The organism is Candidatus Neomarinimicrobiota bacterium (assembly GCA_012964825.1).
Taxonomy (GTDB): Bacteria; Fidelibacterota; Marinisomatia; order Marinisomatales; family S15-B10; genus UBA2125.
In genome coordinates, this window is the sequence record DTTI01000081.1 from 24193 (window position 1) to 48073 (window position 23881).

At 47.7% G+C, this 23881-nt stretch carries 20 protein-coding genes; 11 read left to right on the top strand and 9 right to left on the bottom strand.

Going from position 1 to position 23881, the window contains the following annotated elements; translation table 11 throughout:
* Nucleotides 1–12: 12 nt before the first annotated feature.
* From glmM to EYO21_08730, 8 genes are all read right to left on the bottom strand, one after another.
* Nucleotides 13–1353 carry a phosphoglucosamine mutase gene (gene glmM / locus EYO21_08695; protein HIB03879.1) on the bottom strand — a complete coding sequence of 447 codons (1341 nt, stop codon included), beginning with the start codon at nt 1351–1353 and terminating at the stop codon, nt 13–15.
* A gap of 147 nt (nt 1354–1500) precedes the next feature.
* Nucleotides 1501–1665: a 30S ribosomal protein S21 gene (locus EYO21_08700; protein ID HIB03880.1), complete on the bottom strand. Its 165-nt coding sequence runs from the start codon at nt 1663–1665 to the stop codon at nt 1501–1503.
* Nucleotides 1666–1681: 16 nt separating this feature from the next.
* Nucleotides 1682–2518, bottom strand: a complete 837-nt coding sequence (locus EYO21_08705) for an RNA polymerase sigma factor RpoD/SigA (protein ID HIB03881.1) — start codon at nt 2516–2518, stop codon at nt 1682–1684.
* Nucleotides 2519–2616: 98 nt separating this feature from the next.
* Nucleotides 2617–3399: a 16S rRNA (adenine(1518)-N(6)/adenine(1519)-N(6))-dimethyltransferase RsmA gene (rsmA, locus tag EYO21_08710; protein ID HIB03882.1), complete on the bottom strand. Its 783-nt coding sequence runs from the start codon at nt 3397–3399 to the stop codon at nt 2617–2619.
* Entirely contained in the window at nt 3396–4157 is a 762-nt protein-coding gene (locus tag EYO21_08715; protein ID HIB03883.1) for a TatD family deoxyribonuclease, read from the bottom strand. The genes rsmA and EYO21_08715 overlap by 4 nt, the downstream gene beginning before the upstream one ends.
* A 27-nt stretch (nt 4158–4184) precedes the next feature.
* Nucleotides 4185–6053 carry a methionine--tRNA ligase gene (metG, locus tag EYO21_08720; protein ID HIB03884.1) on the bottom strand — a complete coding sequence of 623 codons (1869 nt, stop codon included), beginning with the start codon at nt 6051–6053 and terminating at the stop codon, nt 4185–4187.
* The gene (locus EYO21_08725; protein ID HIB03885.1) at nt 6050–7192 is read right to left on the bottom strand and encodes a hypothetical protein; all 1143 of its coding nucleotides are present in this window, start codon (nt 7190–7192) and stop codon (nt 6050–6052) included. The genes metG and EYO21_08725 overlap by 4 nt, the downstream gene beginning before the upstream one ends.
* Nucleotides 7192–8391, bottom strand: a complete 1200-nt coding sequence (locus tag EYO21_08730; GenBank protein HIB03886.1) for a hypothetical protein — start codon at nt 8389–8391, stop codon at nt 7192–7194. The genes EYO21_08725 and EYO21_08730 overlap by 1 nt, the downstream gene beginning before the upstream one ends.
* Nucleotides 8392–8506: 115 nt before the next feature.
* Here EYO21_08730 and EYO21_08735 point away from each other — a divergent pair, with 115 nt between their 5' ends.
* Both EYO21_08735 and EYO21_08740 read left to right on the top strand, forming a co-directional pair.
* Nucleotides 8507–9037 (top strand): cyclic nucleotide-binding domain-containing protein, encoded by a 531-nt coding sequence (locus EYO21_08735; GenBank protein HIB03887.1) that lies wholly within the window; start codon nt 8507–8509, stop codon nt 9035–9037.
* Nucleotides 9015–10139 carry an AI-2E family transporter gene (locus EYO21_08740; GenBank protein ID HIB03888.1) on the top strand — a complete coding sequence of 375 codons (1125 nt, stop codon included), beginning with the start codon at nt 9015–9017 and terminating at the stop codon, nt 10137–10139. The genes EYO21_08735 and EYO21_08740 overlap by 23 nt, the downstream gene beginning before the upstream one ends.
* 2 nt (nt 10140–10141) lie before the next feature.
* On the opposite strand, the gene EYO21_08745 is transcribed toward EYO21_08740, so the two are convergent.
* The gene (locus EYO21_08745; protein HIB03889.1) at nt 10142–12073 is read right to left on the bottom strand and encodes a hypothetical protein; all 1932 of its coding nucleotides are present in this window, start codon (nt 12071–12073) and stop codon (nt 10142–10144) included.
* 109 nt (nt 12074–12182) lie between these two features.
* On the opposite strand from EYO21_08745, the gene EYO21_08750 reads away from it, so the two are divergent.
* The 9 genes from EYO21_08750 (at nt 12183) to EYO21_08790 (ending at nt 23823) form a co-directional block, all read left to right on the top strand.
* A complete protein-coding gene (locus EYO21_08750; GenBank protein ID HIB03890.1) occupies nt 12183–12851 on the top strand; it encodes a DUF4159 domain-containing protein in 669 nt (222 codons plus the stop codon).
* Complete coding sequence (locus EYO21_08755; protein ID HIB03891.1) at nt 12852–16259, top strand: hypothetical protein; 3408 nt, start codon at nt 12852–12854, stop codon at nt 16257–16259.
* A complete protein-coding gene (locus EYO21_08760) occupies nt 16246–18180 on the top strand; it encodes a tetratricopeptide repeat protein (GenBank protein HIB03892.1) in 1935 nt (644 codons plus the stop codon). The genes EYO21_08755 and EYO21_08760 overlap by 14 nt, the downstream gene beginning before the upstream one ends.
* Nucleotides 18177–19430, top strand: coding sequence for an asparagine synthetase B (locus tag EYO21_08765; GenBank protein HIB03893.1), 1254 nt, complete (start codon nt 18177–18179; stop codon nt 19428–19430). Before EYO21_08760 ends, EYO21_08765 begins: the two co-directional genes overlap by 4 nt.
* On the top strand, nt 19427–20032 hold the full coding sequence (locus EYO21_08770) for an FAA hydrolase family protein (protein HIB03894.1): 606 nt from the start codon (nt 19427–19429) through the stop codon (nt 20030–20032). Before EYO21_08765 ends, EYO21_08770 begins: the two co-directional genes overlap by 4 nt.
* 73 nt (nt 20033–20105) lie before the next feature.
* Nucleotides 20106–20552: a GatB/YqeY domain-containing protein gene (locus EYO21_08775; GenBank protein HIB03895.1), complete on the top strand. Its 447-nt coding sequence runs from the start codon at nt 20106–20108 to the stop codon at nt 20550–20552.
* Complete coding sequence (locus EYO21_08780) at nt 20549–21079, top strand: CvpA family protein (GenBank protein ID HIB03896.1); 531 nt, start codon at nt 20549–20551, stop codon at nt 21077–21079. Before EYO21_08775 ends, EYO21_08780 begins: the two co-directional genes overlap by 4 nt.
* Before the next feature lie 3 nt (nt 21080–21082).
* Nucleotides 21083–22873, top strand: coding sequence for a DNA primase (locus tag EYO21_08785; protein ID HIB03897.1), 1791 nt, complete (start codon nt 21083–21085; stop codon nt 22871–22873).
* Between the two features lie 20 nt (nt 22874–22893).
* Nucleotides 22894–23823 (top strand): hypothetical protein, encoded by a 930-nt coding sequence (locus EYO21_08790; GenBank protein ID HIB03898.1) that lies wholly within the window; start codon nt 22894–22896, stop codon nt 23821–23823.
* Nucleotides 23824–23881 lie beyond the last annotated feature (58 nt).

Genomic DNA, 23881 nt, shown 5'->3' on the forward strand with positions numbered 1-23881 from the left:
AATCCTTATAATTCAAGATTGAATGATCAATTTAACTTTTTCGAACAGCTCCAGCGCCTCTTTCTCAGTGGACGCCTCAGTGTAAATCCGCATAATCGGTTCGGTGTTGGATCTTCGGATGTGAATCCACCTGTCATTCCAAGTCAGTTTCAGCCCATCCCTTTCATCTTTTAGGGCACCATCAAATGAGTCGGAAATCTTTTGAAATAGCGTTTCGCCATTAACTTTCTCAACAGAAATCTTGTCTTTAACAATCTCGAATTTCGGCAGTTCATTCATCACTTCACTGAGACTGCTGTCAGTTTGCGCCAGCCGGTGCAAAATAGAGGCAGCGGCAACAAGAGAATCCCGGCCCAAGTGTACCTCTTCAAGAATAACTCCCCCGTTACCCTCGCCTCCCATGGAGGCGCCTGTTTTCTTCATCATCTCAACAACGTTGATTTCACCCACCGCCGATCTGGTAACTTGAGCACCATAGCGCTCGGCAATTTTATCAACAGCCAGCGTTGTTGAAAGATTTGTCACCACCATCTCAGAACTGCCGAATATTGAAAGGAAGCCATCCAGCGCGAGGACAAGGGTATACTCTTCACCAACAGGTTTTCCTTTTTCATCGATCACCGCCAGCCGGTCCGCATCTGGGTCTGTGGCAAAGCCGACATGACAATTCTCCTGTTGAACAAGTTGGGAAAGGTCAGATAGATTTACCGGCAGCGGTTCAGTGCCTCGGGTGAATTCACCTGACAGTTCACAATTGATAGAAACCACATCGCAACCGAGTCTTTTAATAAGTTCGGGCAATGCTACAGCTGCAGCTCCATTCACTGCATCCACAGCGACTTTGAATTTCCGCTGTCTGATGGTTTCCAGGTCAATCCAACTCACATCACAGATTCTGGCAATGTGGCGTTGGATAGCGTCATCCATTCGAACCTGTTTTCCCTTCCCATCCACCGGTTCAGGACTATCCCCGCTCTTCAATTGCATCAACTTTTTTACTTGGGAGCCGTTAAGAAAACAACCATCAGATCCGACAAATTTCAGTCCATTCCATTCGGCCGGGTTGTGGCTGGCAGTCACTATGATTCCTCCCACCACTTCACTGTCATCCACCACATACTGAACAGTCGGGGTAGGAACAATTCCGCAGTGGTGAACATTGCGTCCGAGTGCTATGAGTCTTTGAACAATTACGGAAAGAAACTCGTCGCCAGAAGATCTACTGTCGCGCCCGACAACAATATCACCTTCGGAGCAAAAACGGTGGAATGCATCGGCGTAAAGAGCCACGATCTCACCGTTGAGGCTATCTGGGACGGTGCCCCGCACTCCGGAAATGGATTCAATCAACATAACGAGACTTTCTTAAGAAGAATTACTTAAAGAAGTTAGGACCGCCGACATTTAACAGGCACAATTTCGGATAAAAAAATCCAGATCCGATTGCTCGAACCTGGATTTTACATAAGAGTCGTATCAGGAGGGTTGGGAAGGAGGGTGCTATCTACGACTCTTAGCTTTTTTCAGTTTTTTTGCAGCGCTCGGCTTTAAGTAGAATGACTTCCTCTTTACTTCCTTTAAAATCCCCGCTTTTTCGTACTTTTTTTTGAAACGCCGAAGAGCTCTTTGGAGTTCCTCACCTTTTTTTACTGAAACTTCAACCATTCAAAACACCTCCTCCCTATCCCAGATAGTTCCGGAGGTTTTTGCTGCGAGACTTATGACGGAGACGGCGAATAGCTTTTTCCTTGATCTGCCTGACTCGTTCCCGAGTAAGATTAAACTCTTCACCAATTTCGTTCAACGTCAAGGCGTAGTCCCGTCCAATACCAAAATACATCTTGATCACATCCCGTTCACGATCCTTAAGGGACTCAAGACATTGGCGAATCTCTTCTTTTAGCGACTCACTCATGAGTCCTGTTTCCGGTGGACGCTGATTACCATCTTCAATAACATCCATAAGTGAATTCTTGTCGCCATCCCTAAAAGGAGCATGGAGCGAATGATGCCGCCTTGAAATGCGTATAGCATCAGTCACTTCTTCCCCATGCATTTCCAGCTGCTTACCAATTTCCTCTTCATTAGGCGGACGCTGGTATTCTGACTCAAGGTTTTCCGCTGTTTTAGTAATCTTGCTGATAGTCCCGACCCGGTTGAGGGGGAGACGTACTATACGAGAGTGCTCCGCCAGCGCCTGAAGAATGGATTGACGAATCCACCAGACAGCATAGGAGATAAATTTGAAACCGCGCGTCTCATCAAACCGCTCAGCAGCTTTGATAAGACCCAGATTACCTTCGTTGATTAGATCGGTAAGCGGTAAACCCTGACCCTGGTAATCTTTGGCCACAGAAACGACGAAACGGAGATTCGCTTCTGTCAGTTCATTGAGCGCTTCAGCATCACCCTGCTTCACCAGCTGAGCAAGAACGATCTCACGAGCAGGCTCTAGCGGCTCGAACTTACCGATCTCTTCGAGATAACGACTTAAACTTCTATTTGCATCAGATGGCATTAAACATCCTTTATTTTATTGAATTCGAGCTTTCCCGCTCCCCTTATGAGGCGAAATTTACTATTCTTGTGGGAATTCTCCAACGGGCCGAAAGATTATCACTTAATAACGTGACTACTCTTCACAAACCATTTTGCCATTATTGTAAACTCTTCCAGCTTCACTTTCTCCGGGCGGAGTGTCAGATCGAAAAATGAACTGTCGATTTCCAGGGAGGCAAGAGAATTCCTGAGCATCTTACGGCGCTGACCGAAAGCAAGGCTAGTAATTTCCTGCAAGGCTTCCAATTCTCGGGGTGAATCGAAAATGGAGGATCTCGGTTGAATTTTCACTACAGCAGAATCGACCTTCGGCTTTGGGACAAACACTTCAGGCGGAACAGTGAGAACAATTTTCACTTTTGCCACAGCCTGAAGATTCACTGACAATCGGCCGTAAGCTTTTGTACCAGCTTTAGCTGCCATTCTTTCAGCAACTTCCTTTTGAACCATGAAGTGGCAGTCGCACCAGAAGGGATCCTGTATCATCAGTTTGAACAGAATCGGTGACGTAATATTGTAAGGGAGGTTGCCCACGACTCTCACCTGCCCCCCCTTGAACGGAATCTCCTCCAGATCGACCTTCAAAAAATCTCTGTTCACAAACTGACAGTTTGGTAGATCATCCCGCTCCTTGAGATGTCCGTACAGTTCCCTATCTATCTCGATACCCACCAGCTCTTTAACTATTGGCGCCAGCAATTCAGTGAGTGCACCACCACCGGGGCCGATTTCAAGAATGGAATCTTCACTGGTTGGATTGATAAGCTCCACCAGTTTGTTAAGAAGATTTGTATCCGTCAGAAAATGCTGGCCCCACCGTTTTTTTGCTGAGCGCTTCACACAGGTAAATTAAAGAAGAATTGAGCTGTTGACGTTGTCGATTCTGCCACTTCTGAAACATCTATTCTCTTTATTTTAGCAATCCACTGAGCGATGTGGAGAATGTTTGCAGGCTCATTCAATTTCCCACGATTAGGTACTGGTGTCATAAAGGGGCAGTCCGTTTCCAGCATGATTCGATTCAATGGGGTGGTTAATAGAACGGACTCGGTGTGGTTCTTACCAAAAGTGACATTCCCCGTGAAAGATAGAAGGCACCCAAGGGAAATGGCTCTCCCAGCCATCTCTGTGTTGCTGGAAAAACAGTGGAGGACAGACTTTTCATAACGGACCTCTTCCAAAATTTTTAAAATATCTTCATCGGCATCACGGTTGTGAATCACCGCCGGCAAATCCAGTTCCCGAGCGAGCGCCAGTTGAGATTGGAATACTTCTTTCTGCACATTCCTGGGAGAAAAGTCTCTAAAATAATCAAGACCCATCTCCCCCACCGCCACAACTTTGGAATGGGACGTCAGATCCCTCAGTTGATGGAGATAATCGTCAGGAGCATCTTTGGCATCGTGAGGGTGGACGCCAACAGTGGCAAAAACGGCATCGTACTTTTCGGCAATTGAAATGGACGTTTCAGATGACGGCAGATCGGTGCCAACGCAGATGATCTGTGTCACCCCGGCAGCCTCTGCCCGTTCCACAACTTTAGCAAGTTGATTTTTCAGATTATCATAATAAAGATGAGCGTGGGTATCGATGTACATGTGATTAGATACGAGACAAGTTCAGCTTTATGAAATACGGATGCCGGAACCGACTTTTGGATCGTCCACTGTAACAACCACAACTGAACCGACACTGCTTGCCGCTAGAAGCATACCATTCGATTCAACCCCTCTGATAACAGCAGGTTCAAGATTTGCAACAACAACAATTGTTTTTCCCACCAGATCCTCTGGCGCATAATGTTCTGCAATACCGGCTACAATCTGCCGCGCTTCCCCGCCCACCTCTAGTTCAAGCTTAAGAAGCTTATCGGCACCTTCAACCTTTTCAGCGGCGGTAACAACACCAGTCCGCAGGTCCACTTTGGCAAAATCTTCAATGGAAATCTTTCCGTCAGACATCACGTTCTCCTTTACATCTTTGACTTCATCGAGGTCCTCATCCGGCAATTCAATTCTCGGGAAAGGAATTTCAAAATCCCCCAGCAGTGTTCCTGCTTCCAAGCACTCTTTGGCCGATACCATATTCAGACCAAGCATATGTAGAATTTTCTCACACCGTGAAGGCATAATGGGTTGCAAAAGAGCAACAGCTTGCCGGAGACAGTCGGTAGCGGTGTATAAGACAGTTCCGGCCCGGCCGGTGTCACTCTTAACCAGCTTCCACGGCGCCGTCTCCTCCATATATCGATTGATAGCCCGAACGAACTGTAATGTTTCTTCCACCGCTTCACTCAAACGCATGTTCGAAATATTATCCGTCACAAGACCGGAGATACTGTCAGCTTTCTTGCTCAATTCAGCCTCGGTATCAGTCAGATCGCCTTTCGGCGGCACCATACCATCAAAGTGTCTGTCAATAAGCGTGCTAACCCTCCCCACCAGATTGCCCAGGTCGTTGGCCAGATCGCTATTGTAGCGCCTTATAAATGATTCCATGGTGAAGCTAGCATCCTGGCCAAGGACCATCTCCCGCATAAGATAGTAGCGGACAGGGTCCACACCATATTCTTCGATCAGATCAAGAGGATTTACCACATTACCCAACGATTTACTCATTTTGGATTCCCCCGAAAGCCACCAGCCGTGGGCGAAGATGGACTTTGGCAGTGGCAACTTTGCGGACATGAGCATGGTGGGCCAGTAGACAGTGTGTGTTATCAGTATATCCTTCCCGATAAGATGATATTCACAGGGCCACCATTCGTTATAGGATTCATCATCCGTGCCAAAACCGGTCGCCGTCACATAGTTGATCAGCGCATCAAACCAGACATAGGTGACGTAGTTGGTGTCAAAAGGAAGATCAATTCCCCAGCTCAGGCGGGACTTCGGACGGGAAATGCACAAATCCCCGAGAGGCTGCTTTAAAAAACCGAGGACTTCATTTTTCCGATGCTCCGGCTGGATGAAGTCGGGGTTGTCATTGATATGATCAATGAGTGCCTGCTGGTAGTTGGACATCCTGAAAAAAAAGTTCTTCTCCTTCAGTTTCTTGATGTCACGAAACTCTCCTGTTTCCAATTCTTTCTCGGTGATAAACCGTTCTTCCGAGACGGAATAAAGACCTTCATATTCATCCTCGTACACATCCCCGTTATCATGAACCATCTGCAAAATGTTTTGCACTACTTTTACATGACGGTCTTCCGTAGTGCGAATGAAATCATCATTGGATATATGGAGTTTCTCCCAAAGTTCAAGAAACCGAGGCGCCATTTCATCGCAGTGCTGTTTAGGATCCACACCCCTTTTTTCCGCAGCCTGCTGCACTTTTTGTCCGTGTTCATCCAGCCCGGTGAGAAAAAAGACATTTTCGCCTCCGGCACGGTGATACCGGGAAAGCACGTCGGCCAGAATCGTGGTGTACGCATGGCCGATATGGGGCTTATCATTTACATAATAAATAGGCGTTGTAATGTAGAACTTGCTCACCGGGTAGCACCTTTCAATCCGTCACGAACTTCCATCAGCAGATCCATAAGCACCAAATTTAGCTGAAAATTTCGTGCAAGGGAATCGGCACATTTCTCAACCGCTGTGATGATTCTTGTATAGTCTGCCTCCGGGAACCGATGGCTGAACTGACGAACTTCTTTCTCCAGCATGGAAAGGATGAAACTTGATTCACCGTTCAGTTTTTGAGCATGGAACGCATCCCGAAACCAGTAGCTTAGAAGCTGTAACTGAAACTTCAATTCAAGTGGACTAGATCGATACGTGGCGGCACCATGAGCAATAAACTTCCGCCAGCCACTTTCCGTTCCTGACACCACCCAAGACAACAAAGATTGCAAGGTAGCGGTAATAGCAGTCAGATCAGACTCTGCCAATCTTTTTCCCATCCTAACGTTGCCTTGAGAAAGGTGGGCAACAAGTATCGCTTCATCAGAAGACACCTGAAAATTCTCCTCCAGGAAAGGGGCGATGACAGACTCCGGTACCGCTGGGAAAAAAATGGACTGGCATCGGGAGTGGATCGTTTCGGAAAGCCTTTCCTGGTACTCGGTGCAAAGAATGAGAGTTGTGCCGTCAGGTGGTTCTTCCAGGATTTTGAGGAGAGCATTGGCCGATTCACCCTGTTGTGACATAAGCTTCTCTGCCTCAAAGATGAGAACCATCTTTTGTCCTGACTCAACAGCCTTGAGATAAACCTTTTCACGGATTTCCCTGACAGAGTTGATGAGGATAGTTTTTGCCCGGGGTAGTTCCAGCTTTATATAAGGGTCACCACCCTTCTGCTTCATCAGTTCCGTCAGCATTTCAAGCGTTTTCGGCAAGAGCGCTTTGAGAGGAGGGTCGTTCTTATTGATATCTTTGTCCCTCGGGAAGGGTACCACAATATGGATGTTGGGGTGCTGAAGAGATTTGAACTTGGCACAGGAAGGACAGTTAAGGCAAGGTTCGTCCGTTGGGTTTTGGCAGTTAAGCAAAGAGGCGAACTGAATTGCCATCCCTTCCTTTCCCGCACCGGCAGGTCCGTGGAAAAGGTAAGCGTTCCCGACGCGATCTCCCCGGCTGATGGAAACCAGACGATTCCAGACAGCATCCTGACCAAGGATATAAGTTTTCATTAACGTTTCCTCAACCAAAGTTCAGGATTCAGTTTGTCCTTGTTCCCCCAGATTTCAAAATGGAGTTTCGCTCCTTCCAACGAGCCTGAATCGCCAACGTGAGCAATGATATCCCGGGCATTCACGTAGCTGTTTTCTTCCACTTCAACTTCCGTTACGTGGGTGTAGACAGAATAAAAGCTGTCACCGTGGTCCAAAATCACCGTGTTTCCATATCCTCTGATATAGGTCACCGTTGTCACAATTCCATCATAGATGGACCTCACTTCAGTTCCTTCTGAACCACGAATATCGATGCCTGTATTCTCCGTAACAGTTTTAAGATTGGGATTGTGGTAGGTGCCAAAGCGTGAAATGACTTTCCCGTCGATAGGCCATGGAAGTTTCCCTTTCAATTCTGTGAAAGGTGCTGAGTCCACCAGTTCCATCTCTTTACGCCGCCGTTCTAGTTCGGCGATGCGGGCAACACGCTCTCGCTCCAGGCGGGAGATGATACTCGCCATCTGTTGCGCAGCCTTCTTGCGCTCGTTGAGTGCGACGAACATCTTCTGACGATCTCGTTTCAGATTGTCCAATTCCTTGTCCCTCCCCCGCCGGCGCTGCTCCAGCCACTTCTTCCGAGACGACTTCTCCTTATCAATCTTTTTAATATCGGTCAACTCCCTTTCCATAACGGTCCGTTTCGCTTCTATTTCGGTGAGATTGCTTCTTATCTCAACTGCCAGTGATCTGTCATGTTCAGAAATGATTTTAATGTACTTGGCTCGATAGACCGCCTGCCGCCACGATTTAGCGTCTAACAGTTTTTCAAGATCGGAAAGTCGCCCTTTTTTGTAGGTGTAAGTGACCCGTTTGGCATAGCGGTCAACTAATGAAGTATGCTCTGACTCCTTCTTTTCAATAGTGACCTCGGCTAGGATAATGGCCTTTTCCTTGATTTTCTCTTCCTTACGGAGACGGTAGATCAGATTTCTCACAAGGGATATCTCTTCATCAATTTCGTTGAGCCTTTCAATCTCACTTTTCTCACGGTCAGATGTATTTTTGATCTTTTTCTCATAATCGGCAATCTCTTCTCTGAGACGGTCCAGCTCGCTATTGTGAAACTGGATGTCTTTTTCAATCTTTTCTGTCTGACTGAATATGACCGAAAGCGAGAGAAAAAATGAAAGACTTAACGGGAGTTTCATTAGCGTCATCAAGACACAAAATTACGTTCATCGTTCAAGAAAACCTTCCCTCAAACACCTTGTCAAAACTGATGCCCATCACTACTTTGAAGTCTAAATAACACTATTACAAGGGGAGAGGTAATTGAAGAACGCACTTTGGCCAAATCTCTTTCGAAACTGGAACAGGACTGAGAGTGAAACCGTTTACACGCTCAGACAAGTTCCAATATATAAAGACTTCAGTAAAAAGGAATTCACCGAGTTGGAAAAGTTGGTTCATCACAGAACATATGCAAGCGGTGACTTTGTGTTTAAGAATCGTGCCCCTGGTGAGGGAATGTATATCATCATGAAAGGCACCATAAAAATCACCATAGGAACCAGATCTGGGGACGAGAAGGTATTAGCGGAACTCAAGGAAGGAGACTTTTTTGGCGAACTTGCCCTTTTTGATAATGAACCTAGATCTGCAAATGCTCTTGCCACAACGGATTCGAAATTAATCGGTTTTTTTACAGCTGATCTACTTTCACTTCAAGACAGAAATCCGCAGATGACAAATAAGATTCTAATGAACCTGGGCAGTATGCTGGGTGAGAGACTACGCAGCACGAACCATCTGCTTCTTGAAGCTCAGATAAAATCGCACGATGAAGCCGACACAGCAGACTGATTACTTCCAGCTGATTTATCGCCTCTTTATTGGCCTCATTTTAGCAGGATTCCTTTGGATCATCTGGCCCTATATTTCAAACGTTGTCTTGATTTTGGTTTTCGCTTTTCTCTTCACCACAGTGCTTCTCTCCTCAGTGGATGCACTAGAGAAAAGAATCCGCAGCAGAGGACTGAGTGTACTTCTTGTCACAATAGGAGTACTGGCCGGGTTTGGAATTTTCATTGGAAGCTTTATCTCACAACTTTCCGCTCAGGCCACAGATTTTTCTTCCCGTGTAGATCCAGCCACCCTAACCGCTGAATTCAAGAATCTCGGGGAAAAATTCATGGCTGCGTTGCCGGGTTTTGCGACTGGTATGATACCCACTGGCGGGGACTTTGCCTCAACACTGAGTGGTTTCGTCAATACTGTGATAACCAATCTTGCCTCTCTTGCCAGCGCTGTTGGGAGTTTCGTTCTGAATGCCGCCATGATACTCATCTTTACAATCATCCTGCTGGCGGAATATCACGGTTTCAGAAAGAGCCTCGTGGGTTTTATATCCAATAAGTATTTTGAAATAGGCTTGAGGCTCATCTTCAATATCGAGAAATCTGTCTCAAGTTACCTCAGGGGACAATTTCTCTCGGCGGCCAGTGTTGCGCTCATGTCGGTCATCGGCCTGGGTATACTCAATCTGAGCGGCGCCAATCTTACACTTATTGTTTTCATAGGAATCATTGCAGGCTTGGCCAATCTCATTCCTCTTGTGGGACCGTTTGTGGGAATGGTACCGGCCATACTCATCGCATTCATGAATAATATCGGAAACGAGACTGCTCTTTCCCACATGCTCTTTGGTGTTATACCTTCACCTTTTTTCATCCTCGATATCCTACTTATGTTCATCATAGTTCAACAGATTGAAGGAAACCTGATTACACCCACACTTGTGGGGAAAAGTGTGGGCCTTCACCCAATGATTGTCATGATCGCACTCATCATTGGTGGCACCATTCTCGGTCCGCTGGGGATGCTATTTGCCGTGCCTGCAACAGGCGTTTTGAAAGTGATTGGTCAGGAAGTCGCCTTCGTCAGACGAAATGCCCACCTGCTCTGAGGCTATCCCGTCTCGATCTTAAAAAGTACGTAATTTTCGAAGTAGAGAAGTCTCTTCTGTTTATGAGGCAGGTTGTAGATCCACATCTGGTAGTTCCTGTTCTTTCCTTTAGTTGATTCTACCACCTCATCTGGCTCCCCAATCAGATCCTGTACTTCCGACACAAGCATACCCGTCTCCAGCCGGGGCATGTGGCGCTGAGCGATAAATTCGCGAGCTTCATCCAAAGAACTGTCCATTTCCCTCCGGACCTGCAGAGAATCTGTGACGGCCAACTGTTCCTCAAGAACGGTGATGTAATTGTTGTACTTAAACTCCGCCGGAGCGAACATGTCCCGGGCTGTCTTCAGTGACTTTAAAGCCAACCGCAGTGTAGCTACATCCTTTGCTTCATTGACGTCACCCACCATCCCCACTGCCGCCTTCATACTGGCGCGCCTGGCTTCCACTGTCAGTTTTCTGTCTAGTGCAGGTACTGCATCATACTTTCTAATAGCAAGGCTGTAAAGACCTGCAGAAGCAAGGTCGCCCCCTTGTTCCATGAGGATCTTGGCCCGGAGTGTATATTGTGCTCTCTTGCCCTCCTCTGTAAGAGCGGCAGCTTTCCCGAGGCTATTCAATGCCTCTTCATACCGGCGCAACTCAAACAAATCGTTGCCCCTAGCAACGTAATGTTCCACCAATTCATCGAGCCTGTCCATGAGGCGGTCTTTCAAGGTGTCTTCCGCAGCTGTCAGTGCTTCAACATATTTTTCCGCAGCATTGTCCATCTTTTTCCTGCCTTGCAGATCGCCCCCTTCTGTATAAAGCTGGTACGGGATCCGCTTATTGGTAATATCCAATAGCTTCTTAGCTCTGCGCATTTTGGCATGGTTCGGATAGGTGTTCATGAATTCCTTGAATTTCGGTCGGGCCGCCACATAGTCTTCATTGAGGAAAAGTTTCTTGGCTTCATCTCCCGCTGTCTTCCGGCCTCCATAAAAGGCACTAAACGTGAAGAAAACACCAAGGTTGGGCAGGCTCATACCTGTGATGGGTGTGATCTCCAGTTCATCATGGATTGTATTTACCCTGTGGTAGATGTGTCTTACTTCAAGACCCCAAGCATAGCGGGCCTCCGAGGGAGATTCGGTGATCATCTTCAGTCCGGCAGAGTATGCCGATGATGTTCCCGTTCCGTACGGCGAACTGTCCATCCGTTGATCTTTATAAAAGCGAGTGTAATTGACACCATAAGAATACTTGAGATGAATAAACCATTTCGGATGCCAACGCATGATGTAAGATGAGACAATATTCAGCTCCAGAACCGATGGGGAAAACTTTCGTTCAATGCCCCAAGACTCAGGAACATTGGGCGGCCCGGTTATGATAAGATCATCCCTGATCTCCATACGTGGAAAAGGGAATATGGAGGAATATCTGATGCCAAGTCCCGTCAGAATATCGGTGTAACTCTTTCCAAAAAGTGCATAGGAAAGATTGGTCTGCCCTCCCTCCATCTCAAGAAATGACCCCATCCTTCCGGAAAAACTAATTTCAGTCAATTTATCTTCAGTGTCTTCAGAATAACTGATCGATGTTGGATTGATTTTAAGAGGGTTCAGTCCATCCCAACCGTAGAAGCCAACACCGAAACGACCTTCGGCTGGAATAGTGGCTATGGGTTCTCTGAATTCCATGGGCCTGAAAACTGCCTCCACGACCTTCTTTTCTCCACGCATAAGGGCCTGGACCATCTCTTGAGCAGCTGGAGGCAGTTTCAGCTTGAACCGCTTGCGGCCCGGTTTTATGGACGGCGCCTCCAATCTCTCTTCCTCTACAGCTGGCTTCTCATTAGGTACTTCTTCCTCTTGCGGATAGAGGGACGCTACTGTACCCAGGAAGGAAATAACAACAATCCTTAATGCTTTATTGATACCTCGGATTATCATAAGCTTGTAAAAATAACCGTATCATCTGACCAATTCAAAGAGTTTAGTCCCAACCGGACTTTTTCACCTCTCGGGAACAAAGAGGATTTGTAACTTCTTTAACATGAACATGACCTTACCAAGAGTGATAACTCTGTCTCTGGTCCTCGGGCTGGTTTTTCCGGACCTGTCAGCACAGAATTCCTGGGGACCCACAATCTGCCGCGTGAAATATTCCGGCGGTGGTGACTGGTACAGCGATCCCAGCTCTTTGCCCAACTTGTTGAAATTCATCAATGAAAATACTAACGTGCAATTGACCAATGTTGAGGCGAGGGTTTCTCTGGAGGATAATGAAATTTTTAACTACCCGTACCTCTATATCACAGGCCACGGGAATGTTCGCTTCAGCGAAAGTGAGATTGAAAATCTCCGCAGTCATCTCCACTCCGGTGGCTTTCTGCATGCCGATGACAACTACGGTCTAGATAAATCTTTCAGGCGCGAAATGAAGCGTGTTTTCCCCAACAAGGAGTGGGTCGAACTTCCTTTCGATCACCCTCTCTACCATACTTATTTTGACTTTAGCAGCGGGCTGCCCAAAATCCATGAGCATGACAATAAACCGCCTCAGGGTCTCGGCCTGTTCGATGGTGAACGCCTCATTGTCTTTTACAGTTACGAGTCTGATTTGGGTGACGGCTGGGAAGATGCATCTGTTCACAATGATCCCGAATGGAAGCGCCTGACAGCCTTGAAAATGGGTGCCAACATTTTTATCTATTCTCTCATTCAGTAGATGAAAGTCATCGCTGAACTCAAACGTTTCCGGATACAGAAAATTCGCAACGACCTCACCACTGCGGTATGGGTTCTTGCCATCGTTTTAATGGTTTCTCTCATGGCTATGCTGTCAGCTGAAACTCTCTTCTGGCTTTCGCCAGCGATTCGCTACGGCGCATGGTGGGCGTGGTTGATTACACTTATTTTGGCTGTCACAGGCACCGTGGTGACACTGGCCTTGATAAAAAAAGGTCGGATCACCAGATACAGACCTGAAACGTGTGCGGCAGAAGTTGGCGAAGCCGCCTTCCCGCGGAAAGATGATGTATTGAATGCGGTGCAGCTTGAACAATCAATTGAAAGTGACAGCAACTATTCAAAAGAGCTCACTGATCAATTTCTGCAGCAGATCAAATCAAAACTTTCAATCCTGGCACCCAAAATAGTTTTATTAAACGATGGTGCTGGCAGACCTCGGGGCATTGCTCTTATCACCTTGATCCTTGCGGTTGTTGTCACCCTTACCTTCCTGCCGGAGTTCATCGTGGCCACGCGCCACTGGCTAAATCCTCAATCGAGCTACTCACCGCCCCACCCTTTCAGGATCTTGAGCAACAGCGGTGATATTTATCTCATGGGCGGTGATTCGGCTTCTGTGGTCTTTACCGTGGAAGGAGAGGTTCCCGATTCACTCAGTTTCGAAATGAAAGAGTTAGAGAGTAAATCCGTCACCACACTAATACCTGATGAAAAAGATATTTTCCGCCACGAGATAGACCCGATCTTTCAGAATCTTGAATACCGTGCTTTCGTAAAAGCAGAGCACTTCTGGGAAAGGTGGGGCGAAATTTCATCACCGGTTCACACCATTGAAGTGATCGACCGCCCAACCATCAAGAAATTCTCGGTCACTGTCCAGCCGCCGACCTATTCAGGCCTGGAGAGGACTATTCAGGAGGGGAATGTGGCTGAGATCAGGGGGTTGGTAGGTTCTCACGTCACTGTGAACTTGTCATCTGACAAAAATTTGACCGGCGGATATCTCACTTCATTCAACGCCGATTCAAAAAAAGAAGAGAAGATCGGTCTCACCATCCAGAGAAACCAAGCTTCCGGAAGTTTTACCATGGCTAAAGAAGTTTTTATTACCTCGCATATTTTTGATAAACGCAACATCAAAAACCTCAATCCCATTAAATACCGGGTCCTCCCCATCCCCGACGCTTTCCCCTCAATTGAAGTGCTCATGCCATCAGAAATCACAGAACTGGGGAGCGATTTTTCCGTCCCGGTTCAGCTCCACATTCAGGATGATTTCGGTTTCTCAAATCTGCAGATCGTCTATGAGACCAAACATCCGGACTACGTCGGTTCCCGGGACCTGGTAAGCGTCCAGACAATCCCAACCCTGTCAAACGTTGTCACATCTCAGGATGTATTCTATATCTGGAATTTGAGTTTTCTGGAGCTCATGCCCGAGGATGAAGTAAAGTTCCATTTTGAATCGTATGACAATGATCTGGTCTCCGGCCCGAAGAAATCCCTTTCTCAGGAGTTTATAGCAAGATTTCCATCCCTAGCTGATCTTTTTGCCAGAATGGAGCAGGGAGAAGATTTGCTGGAAGAAGATTTGGGTGACATGCTCCGGGATCTGGAGGAGATCAATGATGCCGTTGAAGATATTGAATTGAGGTTACTGAAAACGGAAGAGCTGGAGTGGGAAGACAGGCAAACGCTCCAGCAGTCCGTTGAAGAGATGAGGAATAAACTGGAGGAAGTAAAGGCATTACAGGATGCAGTAAACCAGATCAGGGAACAGGCAGAGAAGCACGAACTCTTCTCTAGCAATCTCATGGAAAAATTCAAGAATCTTAATGAGCTTCTTCAGGATATAGTCACGCCAGAGATGCTGGAATCTATGATAGGGCTAGATGATGCCATGGAGAGCCTTTCTACAGATGAGTTAATGAAGGCACTAAGAGATTTTCAGGGAAACAGTGCCGCCATGGAAGCACAGATTGACAGGTTCATCGAGATTTTCAAACGGATCCGCGCTGAGCAAAAAATGAACGAACTGGTGACGCGGTTCGACCATCTTACCGAGCAGCAAGAGAAGCTGGCCAGTGAGGTTGCTACGGAAACTGATGACGAAAATAGCGGGCGGCTTTCAACTCAACAGGAGCGCAACAGAGAAGAATACGAGCGGCTCAAAGATCTAATGAAGGAGACGGCGGATGCCATGGAATCATTCGCCATCATGCCTTCAGGCGAACTTGAACGTCTCTTCAAATCTCGAGATGTCGAGGAAGTATCGGACAAAATGCGGGAAGCTCAGAACTCTCTTCGCCGCGGCAATATGGCAAGAGCTTCTGAGTCTACAGAGGTTGCCGCAGAGAATTTGCGATCCCTCCAGACTGAGATAAATGATATTTCTGAAAGTTTCAGGACCCAAACGGCGGATGCCATGGCGGAGCGTTTTGAAAAGGTTCTCCGCAACACGCTCTTTATCTCAAAGGAGCAGGAGCAGCTCCGCGCTGACACCCGGGATCTACCGAGGAATAGCCCAAGGTTGGGGCAGATGGCATTCCGCCAGCAAATGCTCCGAGATCAGTTAAGCCAGCTCATCTCGAGCCTCATGACACTTTCCCGGGAAACTTTTGCCATCACGCCGGAGATGGGAAAAGCCATCGGCCGAGCATCGGTTGGCATGAATGAATCTCTCACCAAGTTGGAAGAGCGGAATGGTTCCGAGTCCGCTAGAAAACAGGGTGAAACAGTAGAGGCGTTGAATGAAGCCACCGTGGCCACCCTTGCTGCTATGGAGGAAATTCGCCAGTCCGGTTCGGCCTCCGGGTTTGAACAGTTTTTGGAAAGGATGAAACAGATGGCGGCAAGCCAAGAAGGAATCAATGCACAGACGCTTCAATTGGCACTGGGTCAGATGGCCTCTGTTTCTCAGGAACAGCTTATGCGTCGACTTCAGAGAGATCAGGCACAATTGAAGAAATCGCTGGAAGAGTTAATGAAAGAAATCAGGGGCTCCAGTGAGGGAGGTGAACGACTCGGCGGCATTGGTCTCGAAATGGAAGAAGTGATCAAAGACTTTGGCAGAAACAATGTAAACCGCCGAACGATCGAAAGGCAGCGCCGCATCCTGACCCGTATGCTGGATGCTCAAAAATCTCTCCGCCAACAGGAGATGACAGAAAAAAGACGTGCAGTCACTGCCGGTGATATTAAGCGCCAAGGACCGGCGGGCCTGCCAGCTGATCTCGGCCAGCGTCGTAATCTGGCCATCGAGGCGCTGAACACGGCAATGAAGGCAGGCTACCCCAGGGATTACCGGGAAATGATCCGGAGATATTTCAATTCACTGGTAGATTTAGGTAATCTTTCGAAAGAGGAGAAAAATGAGAATCGTTAAGATTGTACTCCTCCTGGTGGCCCTAACAATCTCTTTCGGGCAAATCCCCCAGAAGACGCTGCCCATGCTGGAGAAAAAGCAGGACAGCTTCCGCCAGGCCATTCGACTTGAGAAAATCGGTGAATTGGAAGCGGCTGAGACCATCTACCTGGAACTCTTGGAGGTCAATCCGAAAGATACACGGATATTCCTACAGTTAAAGGCGCTTTACCGGAAACAGGAAAAGTATGAAGATCTGAAAGTGGTCTTGCTTGAGAGAGTGCGCACCTTCAACAGGGACCTCCAGAGCCATGTTGAGCTCGGGGAAGTTTTTCTTCTCATGGACGAGCGGGAAAAAGCGAAACAGTACTGGAATAATCTCCGCTTTCAGTTTGGCGAAACGAGGTCAATCTATTATATGCTGATCCAGATGTATCTAAAGCACAACTTGGACGAAGAAATGAATGAACTGGTGGATGCAGGGCGAAAACATTTCGATGACCCTTCCTTCTTGAGCCTGGAGCTAGGAAACATCCATATGCGCAATCTCGATTACAGCGGCGCCACAGAGGAATTTGTCACATACGCGTCGTACCATCCTGAACAAATTCGGACGATATCATCTCAAATACTTAGAATGTCTGACCGGGAGGAGAGTCATCAAAATATCGAGAAAGCTCTCATGAATAATAGGGCAGTGAGTGAAGACGTTGTCCGTTTACTATACAGCGATTTTCTGTTCAAGGTACAGCGCTATCCCGAAGCTTATAATCAACATTTAGCACTGGGCGTGACGGGAGTGAAAAATATGGAGCGGTGGATCAGGTTCGCCCATAATCTCAGGAAGGAGCAATCTCTCCCCCTCGCCCTGAAGGCGTTCACCATGGTGCTGGACACCCTGAAAAGTACTTCCTTCTCTCGTAACGCTAATAATCTCAAGCGAATCACCGGTGAGGCGCTTTACGGTCTCGCTCTTACATATGAGCAGCAGATTACACCGAGCCAGCAATGGGCACCGCTCGCGGAATACTTTCCCGGCAATATGGTTTTTAAAGATCATCTCACTACACTTAAGTCCATTGAAGTTAAACCGTTGGAGGACACTTTCTCGCTCTACGACTCCATCCTCGTGACGCTGCCTTCCACCACTTTCCCTCCTCAGGCGCACTTTCGTCTTGGTGAGATTAAGTACAAGATTACCCGGGACTTCGATGGGGCCATGACCGCCTTTTCGGCTTCCGCCGGTGCCACGAAAGATAGAGATCTGGCTCTCCGCTCAAATCTCAGATTAGCCGATGTATTTATGGCGAAAAGTGATTTCTCCTCGGGCCTGAACCATCTCCGGGACGCACTGTCATCAACCGGGCAAGAAAAGGAGCGGCAATCACTCAAGTTCAAGCTGTGCCAGGTTCACTTTCTCTATGGCAATATTGACAGCACACTTGTGATCCTGGATCAGTTGCTCTCTTCATTGGAACTGGGCGATCCTTACTTCAATGATGCCCTTGAGTTGAAGGGTTTTGTTGAAGAAAACTATGTTCGGGGTGATCAGATTGATAAGGATGCGTTTCAGAGTTACATCCTGGCTGAACGGCTTCTGCGGCAGGGAAAGCGCAGTGAGGCGGATTCTTTCTTCAGATCTGTGGTAGACGCATACCCCGAAACACCCATTGCCGATGAGGCCGCCTTTCGCAGGGCGCAGCTGACACTTGAGCTCGGGAATTACACCAGGGCCGTGGAGCAGCTCGCCGCCATACAGGATTCCCCCTTGGGAGATCTTGCCGCCGTCATGACAGGCGAGGTGTACGACCGATATCTTTTCAACAATGAAGAGGCGGAGGTGTGGTACTTCAAGGTGCTGGAAGAGTATCCCGAAAGCCTATTGACGGAACCGGTACGGTACCGTCTTCGCGAAATCACAAAAAGGAATGAATTAAATTGAAACGGCTTGTGTTGATAGTTTTCCTCTCTTTTTCATTCCTCTCAGGAAATAAAATCCTTATTCCTATGGACTTGGCTCAAAAGGATCACCTAAAAGCTTACGGTATTGCATACTGGATCCTCACTCAAGACATCAACGTGGAGTGGCTTCTGAACTATCGCGGAGGCTCATTTATGCTGGATGAATTTCCCGCAATTACCAGGGAAGCGAGGATTCGGGGCGTTACCGTGGAACCGATGGATGGTCAGTCGGCCATCGGTATCTATGCTGAAGTTGACGCCAACAATATGGAAGTTGTTTTATTGGAGAAAGCGCCGAAAATCGCCATCTATACGCCGCCAAGCAAACAGCCGTGGGATGACGCCGTTACCCTGGCCCTCACCTATGCAGAAGTGGACTATGAGAAGCTGTGGGACGATGAAGTGTTTCTCGGCAAGCTGGACCGTTTCGACTGGCTCCATCTCCATCATGAAGATTTCACGGGTCAGTACGGCAAGTTTTACCGAAACTTTCACAACGCACCGTGGTACGTGGAGCAGCAACTGGAGTTTGAAACCATGGCTCAACGGCTGGGGTTCGCCTCCGTCAGTGAGGAAAAGAAAGCTGTGGCGAGGACGATTCGGGATTTCGTCGGCAAAGGCGGCTTCCTTTTTGCCATGTGCTCCGCCACCGACTCCTACGATATCGCCCTAACAGCGGAAGGTGTCGACATCACCGAGGCTATTATAGATGGAACTCCTGCTGAACACAATGCCGAGAGCAGAATGGACTACAGTAAAAGTTTCGCCTTTGAGGAATTCACTATCATCACCGATCCGTTTGTGTATGAATTTTCCAATATCGATGTGCCACCCAGCGACCGTCCTACTACCCGTGGCGCCGAAGCGGACTATTTCACGCTGTTCGAGTTTTCAGCAAAATACGACCCTGTTCCCTCTATGCTGACGCAGAACCATGTGGGTATTGTGAAGGGATTCATGGGGCAAACAACCGGCTTCCGAAGGTCTCTTATCAAAAATCATGTGCTGATCATGGGAGAAGTTGAAGGAGATGAGCAGGTGAAATACATCCACGGAAACTACGGAAGGGGGACCTTCACTTTCCTGGGTGGGCACGACCCGGAGGACTACCAGCATTTTATAGGTGATCCTCCCACAGACTTGGCACTGCACCGGAACTCCCCTGGCTACCGCTTAATACTGAACAATATTCTCTTTCCCGCTGCTAGAAAAAAAGAGAGAAAAACATGAACATTTTTTGTGTGGGGCAGAATTACGCCAAACATGCACAGGAATTAGACAATGAAGTGCCAAAAGAACCGATCTTTTTCCAGAAGGCATCATCTTGCCTTTCAACAAGTGATAAGATCAAAATTCCTAACGGGCGCAAGATCCATTATGAACTTGAACTGGTTGTGATTTTCGGGAAAAGTGAAAAAAACATTCCGAAAGGTGCAGCTCGAGATCATATCTCACACTGGTGCCTCGGTCTTGATCTCACCGATAGAGAACGCCAGAATAAAAAGCGCGATAAAGGTCTCCCCTGGTTTGACGCCAAGTCGTTCCCAGGCGCCGCGGTGATCACTGGCCGAGAGCCCATTGACTGGCAAATACTGGAACAGGATTTCTGGCTCACAAAAAACGGAGTAGAAGTCCAACGAGGGAATGTGAGCGATATGGTGTTCGACATTCCTACACTAATCTCAACACTCTCAGAAATCGTCACTTTTCAGGAAGGTGACTTTCTTTTCACCGGTACACCCAGCGGGGTGGGTCCCCTTCACCACAACGATGAGCTGAGTCTTGGACTGGGAGACAAAACAAAAGGATCATTCTACGTCACGTCGTCTTGAACTGAATCAAAACACCTTGACTTCACCCTTCGAAGGTGTCAATTTCTCAAGTTTGTAACTCCGAGGTAAATGTATGACTCTGGTTAACGACCTACAGTCTAGCATGCAGGCTGCCATGAAATCAGGAGACAGAGACAGGGTCCGTACCCTCCGCACTCTGATGGCAAAACTGAAAGAGAGGTCTATTGAGAAGAGGGGAGATCTGGATGATGGCGAAATAATCAAAGTGCTTCAGACGGCCGCTAAGCAGCGGAAAGAATCTGCTGAAATGTATGAGAAGGGCGACCGAAATGAGCTGGCCGAGACAGAGTTGAATGAACTGGCCATCATCGAAGAGTACCTTCCTGTCCAGATGTCAAAGGAAGCTTTGGCGGAAATTGTAGACTCGATCATTAGTGAAACGGGTGCTGAGTCCATGCAGGATATGGGAAAAGTGATGCCAAAGGTTATGAAGCGCGTGGGGGGACAGGCAGATGGTAAAACTGTGCAGGAGCTGGTAAAAAAGAGGCTTTCTAGTTGATCAACCCTTTTGACTTAATTGGCATCTTTCTGCTTATCGCTTTCGGGTGTGTGGGATACAGCCGCGGCTTTCTGGAAGAGGTTGGACGGTTGACAGGACTCATTTTGGCATCAGTAACTGCTTTTCAGTTTCACGACACCATTGCCATGGCTCTCTATCCCCGGCTACCTGTTGACAGTCGGCTTATTTTGGTCGTTTCGTTCGCTATTGTTTTCATAGTGATCCTGTTTGCAGCAAGATTGTTCACACGCTTTATTCAAATGTTTCTCCTTGCTCGGGGAATTCGCTGGGCCAACAGAGCCCTGGGGGTCGCTGTGGGTGCCGTGAAGGCGTCTGTTATGACGGTCATCCTCTGCTGGGCAGTTGATGTTCTCCCCAACGCCGACTACTTTTCAGAGATGAAAACTCGTTCATACGTCTATCAAAATTCCAGCGGTATCCGGAACTGGATTGTGGCGGCGTTCCATCTGGAAAAATCTGTTCAAAAAGGCGAAATGTGGGTGAGGGATAAGATGGAGAGCAAGTAGAAAGTGGCCCGGGTTCCTCAAGATACCATCGATCGGATTCGGGATTCCGCTGAAATCCTTGATGTGGTTTCTGATTATGTAGAGTTACGCCGACGAGGACGGAACTACTTCGGCCTCTGCCCTTTCCATACGGAAAAAACACCCTCATTCAGCGTAGCACCGGACAAGCAGATATACCACTGCTTCGGATGCGGAACCGGCGGCAACGCCATCTCTTTTCTCATGGAATATGAAAAAATAAGCTTTGTGGAGTCGCTGCAAAAATTGGCAGAGCGTTATGGCATAGAACTGAACCTACAGCGGGATGACGGCTCCAGCGAGTTCTTCAGTCAACTCTATGACATCCACACTGCGGCGGTAAATTTCTTCAAAAAGAACCTCGCTTCAGAATTAGGAAAGAAAATTCGTGACTACCTGAAAGAGCGCGGTCTATCAAATGAGACCGTGGCAATATTTGATCTCGGCTATGCCGACAACGGCTGGGATCATCTGCTCAGTGTGGCAAAATCGAAAAAAGTGACACAAGAAGTAATCAAAAAATGCGGGCTGTTCACCAAGACCGATAAAGGCATCTTTGACCGTTTCAGAAATCGACTGATGTTTCCTATCACCAATCGGGGTGACCGTGTGGTTGCCTTTGGCGGCAGGGATATGCTTGGTGAAAGTGATGCAAAGTACCTGAACTCACCCGAGACGCCCATCTACAACAAACGGGAAATACTTTACGGCCTTTCACGGACGAAAGACGCCGCCAGGCAGGATCGCACTCTGGTGGTGGTGGAAGGTTACATGGACCTGCTCCAACTTTATCAGAACGGTATTACCAACATCGCTGCCACCTCAGGAACGGCCCTGACATCTGGCCAGGTGTCACAGATCAGGAAGTTTGCCGACACCGTTTACCTCGCCTATGACGGCGACACTGCCGGTCGAAAAGCTGCCATTACCGCCGGCTACAATCTGTTGAAAGGTGGCATCACACCCAAAATCGTGGAAGTGCCGGAAGAAAAAGATCCCGACAGTTGGGTGAAAGAATCTGGTGTTGACAGTTTCAAAGAAGCTCAGGCACAGGCCCGGGATGTTATCGCTTTCCATTTTGGGCATACACCGCGGGATCTCTCCAACGCCTCGGAGCGGTCCCGGTTGGCGGAAGAAATGTCAACTGAACTTGCGGGAATTGGTGATGAGATTATCCAGAGAGATATGGTGAGACAAGTGGCGGAACGGATGGCTGTGGATGAAGAAGCTATACTAAGAATAGTGAAAAAGAACATGCGCCGTCCGCGCAGGCAGCAAGAAACGCCTAGTGTACAGTCCGACACAGAACCCGGTTCTCAAACGGAAAAAGCCGAATGTGAAATCATTAAGCTCTTGGCCAGTGGTAATAGCCAAGTGGTGGAACTTTTGCGCGATAATACCAACCTCGAAACTTTCACTGATCCTGTCATGAAAACGTTGGCCGGTTACCTTTTGGAATCGGAAAATCAGAACGGAAATTCAAACCTGTCAGGTGCTCTTGACCTGTTCCAAGAAAAGAAAGAAAGAGAACGGGCTTCACGTCTGCTCCTTGAAACGACCACAGAAGAGGATGCCCACCGTGTGGCAATTGATTGCCTCATCACGCTGGAGAAAAATCCTTTGAAACAGCTGATTGAACAGGCGAGAATAAAACTTCGCGGTATGGAGCGGGCCGGTGAGGACACCAGCGAAGCTGTGGCTTCCGTCATGCATCTTCGACAACAGATAAACGATCTGGAAGCCAAACGGAAAACTCTCCTGGAAGCTGTGCAGTAGCGAATGATCACATCAGAATTATGAAGACCTTTTCATACCTTGTCGTTGTTTTTGTTTTAGGTTCTTTTCTCCCGGCGCAGGAGAAAAAAAACGTAAAATATTTCAAGACTGACCTTCATCGAAGCGAGTTGTTAAAAGAAGAAGTTCCCGAGGATGAAGCTGCGAAAATCAACCATTTTAAAGCTACTTACAATGCCCAGGGAAGATTGGTAAGAGTAGAATTTTATCCCAACGGTGACCGCACCCTTGCACAATTGCGCAAGCGGGAAATTTTCCCTCGTCCCCGACCACCGTATAAGTATTACCGCAGATGGAATCCTCACAGCAGAAAGTTGGCAAACCAGCTGCCAGCTTCAAAGATTGGCAGTCTACCATTTTACCGTGTCTCATTCGAGGGAGAATCAGCCATCCGAACAGTAGAATTCTTCCGCAGGAGAAACAGGCACCTTTGGACATATTATTTCATGACACGGGAAGGCGAAAAAGGGCCACATCTCTCAATTGTATTTTCAACGCAGCAGCCTCTCACAGTTTTGGACCCTCATTTGTTCCACACTTCTGCAAGCGAAATGAAGGAGGGCTGGATTGCTGAATTCAAACACAACCGCCTCGACAGACCGCTTGAGACCGTAGTAAGTGATCCCGTTGGAAATATGTACTATTTTTATCGTTTTCAACACAGATATGAAACTGAAGGTGACAGTCTTAACCCCGTAAGTTTCAGATACACAACATCAGAATACTATTTGGCAGATAGCACCAAAATGGGGAGCCATCAACTGGTGTTTAATGAAAACAACCGTCTGCTGAAAAAAGCGTTCTATGATGCAAGGGGAACACTGCTGGAGACGATCGAGTATATCTTCGACTCTGAGCGGAATGAACTGGTGACACTCATCCGCGATCCCAAAGGAGGAATTCTCCACCGGGAGGTTAAGAAAACAAACTGACCCCCATCCCAAAAGCAAGCCAGGAAAAAAATAAAAAGCCCCGCCAAAGCGGGGCTTT

What these genes read in the sequence shown, in the direction of transcription:
- EYO21_08705 (HIB03881.1), bottom strand. Translation starts at nt 2,518, where the DNA reads ATGCCATCTGATGCAAATAGAAGTTTAAGTCGTTATCTCGAAGAGATC.
- EYO21_08730 (HIB03886.1), bottom strand. Translation starts at nt 8,391, where the DNA reads ATGACGCTAATGAAACTCCCGTTAAGTCTTTCATTTTTTCTCTCGCTT.
- EYO21_08760 (HIB03892.1), top strand. Translation starts at nt 16,246, where the DNA reads ATGAGAATCGTTAAGATTGTACTCCTCCTGGTGGCCCTAACAATCTCT.
- EYO21_08725 (HIB03885.1), bottom strand. Translation starts at nt 7,192, where the DNA reads ATGAAAACTTATATCCTTGGTCAGGATGCTGTCTGGAATCGTCTGGTT.
- EYO21_08755 (HIB03891.1), top strand. Translation starts at nt 12,852, where the DNA reads ATGAAAGTCATCGCTGAACTCAAACGTTTCCGGATACAGAAAATTCGC.
- EYO21_08790 (HIB03898.1), top strand. Translation starts at nt 22,894, where the DNA reads ATGAAGACCTTTTCATACCTTGTCGTTGTTTTTGTTTTAGGTTCTTTT.
- EYO21_08740 (HIB03888.1), top strand. Translation starts at nt 9,015, where the DNA reads ATGAAGCCGACACAGCAGACTGATTACTTCCAGCTGATTTATCGCCTC.
- EYO21_08745 (HIB03889.1), bottom strand. Translation starts at nt 12,073, where the DNA reads ATGATAATCCGAGGTATCAATAAAGCATTAAGGATTGTTGTTATTTCC.
- glmM (HIB03879.1), bottom strand. Translation starts at nt 1,353, where the DNA reads ATGTTGATTGAATCCATTTCCGGAGTGCGGGGCACCGTCCCAGATAGC.
- EYO21_08750 (HIB03890.1), top strand. Translation starts at nt 12,183, where the DNA reads ATGACCTTACCAAGAGTGATAACTCTGTCTCTGGTCCTCGGGCTGGTT.
- EYO21_08715 (HIB03883.1), bottom strand. Translation starts at nt 4,157, where the DNA reads ATGTACATCGATACCCACGCTCATCTTTATTATGATAATCTGAAAAAT.
- EYO21_08700 (HIB03880.1), bottom strand. Translation starts at nt 1,665, where the DNA reads ATGGTTGAAGTTTCAGTAAAAAAAGGTGAGGAACTCCAAAGAGCTCTT.
- EYO21_08770 (HIB03894.1), top strand. Translation starts at nt 19,427, where the DNA reads ATGAACATTTTTTGTGTGGGGCAGAATTACGCCAAACATGCACAGGAA.
- EYO21_08775 (HIB03895.1), top strand. Translation starts at nt 20,106, where the DNA reads ATGACTCTGGTTAACGACCTACAGTCTAGCATGCAGGCTGCCATGAAA.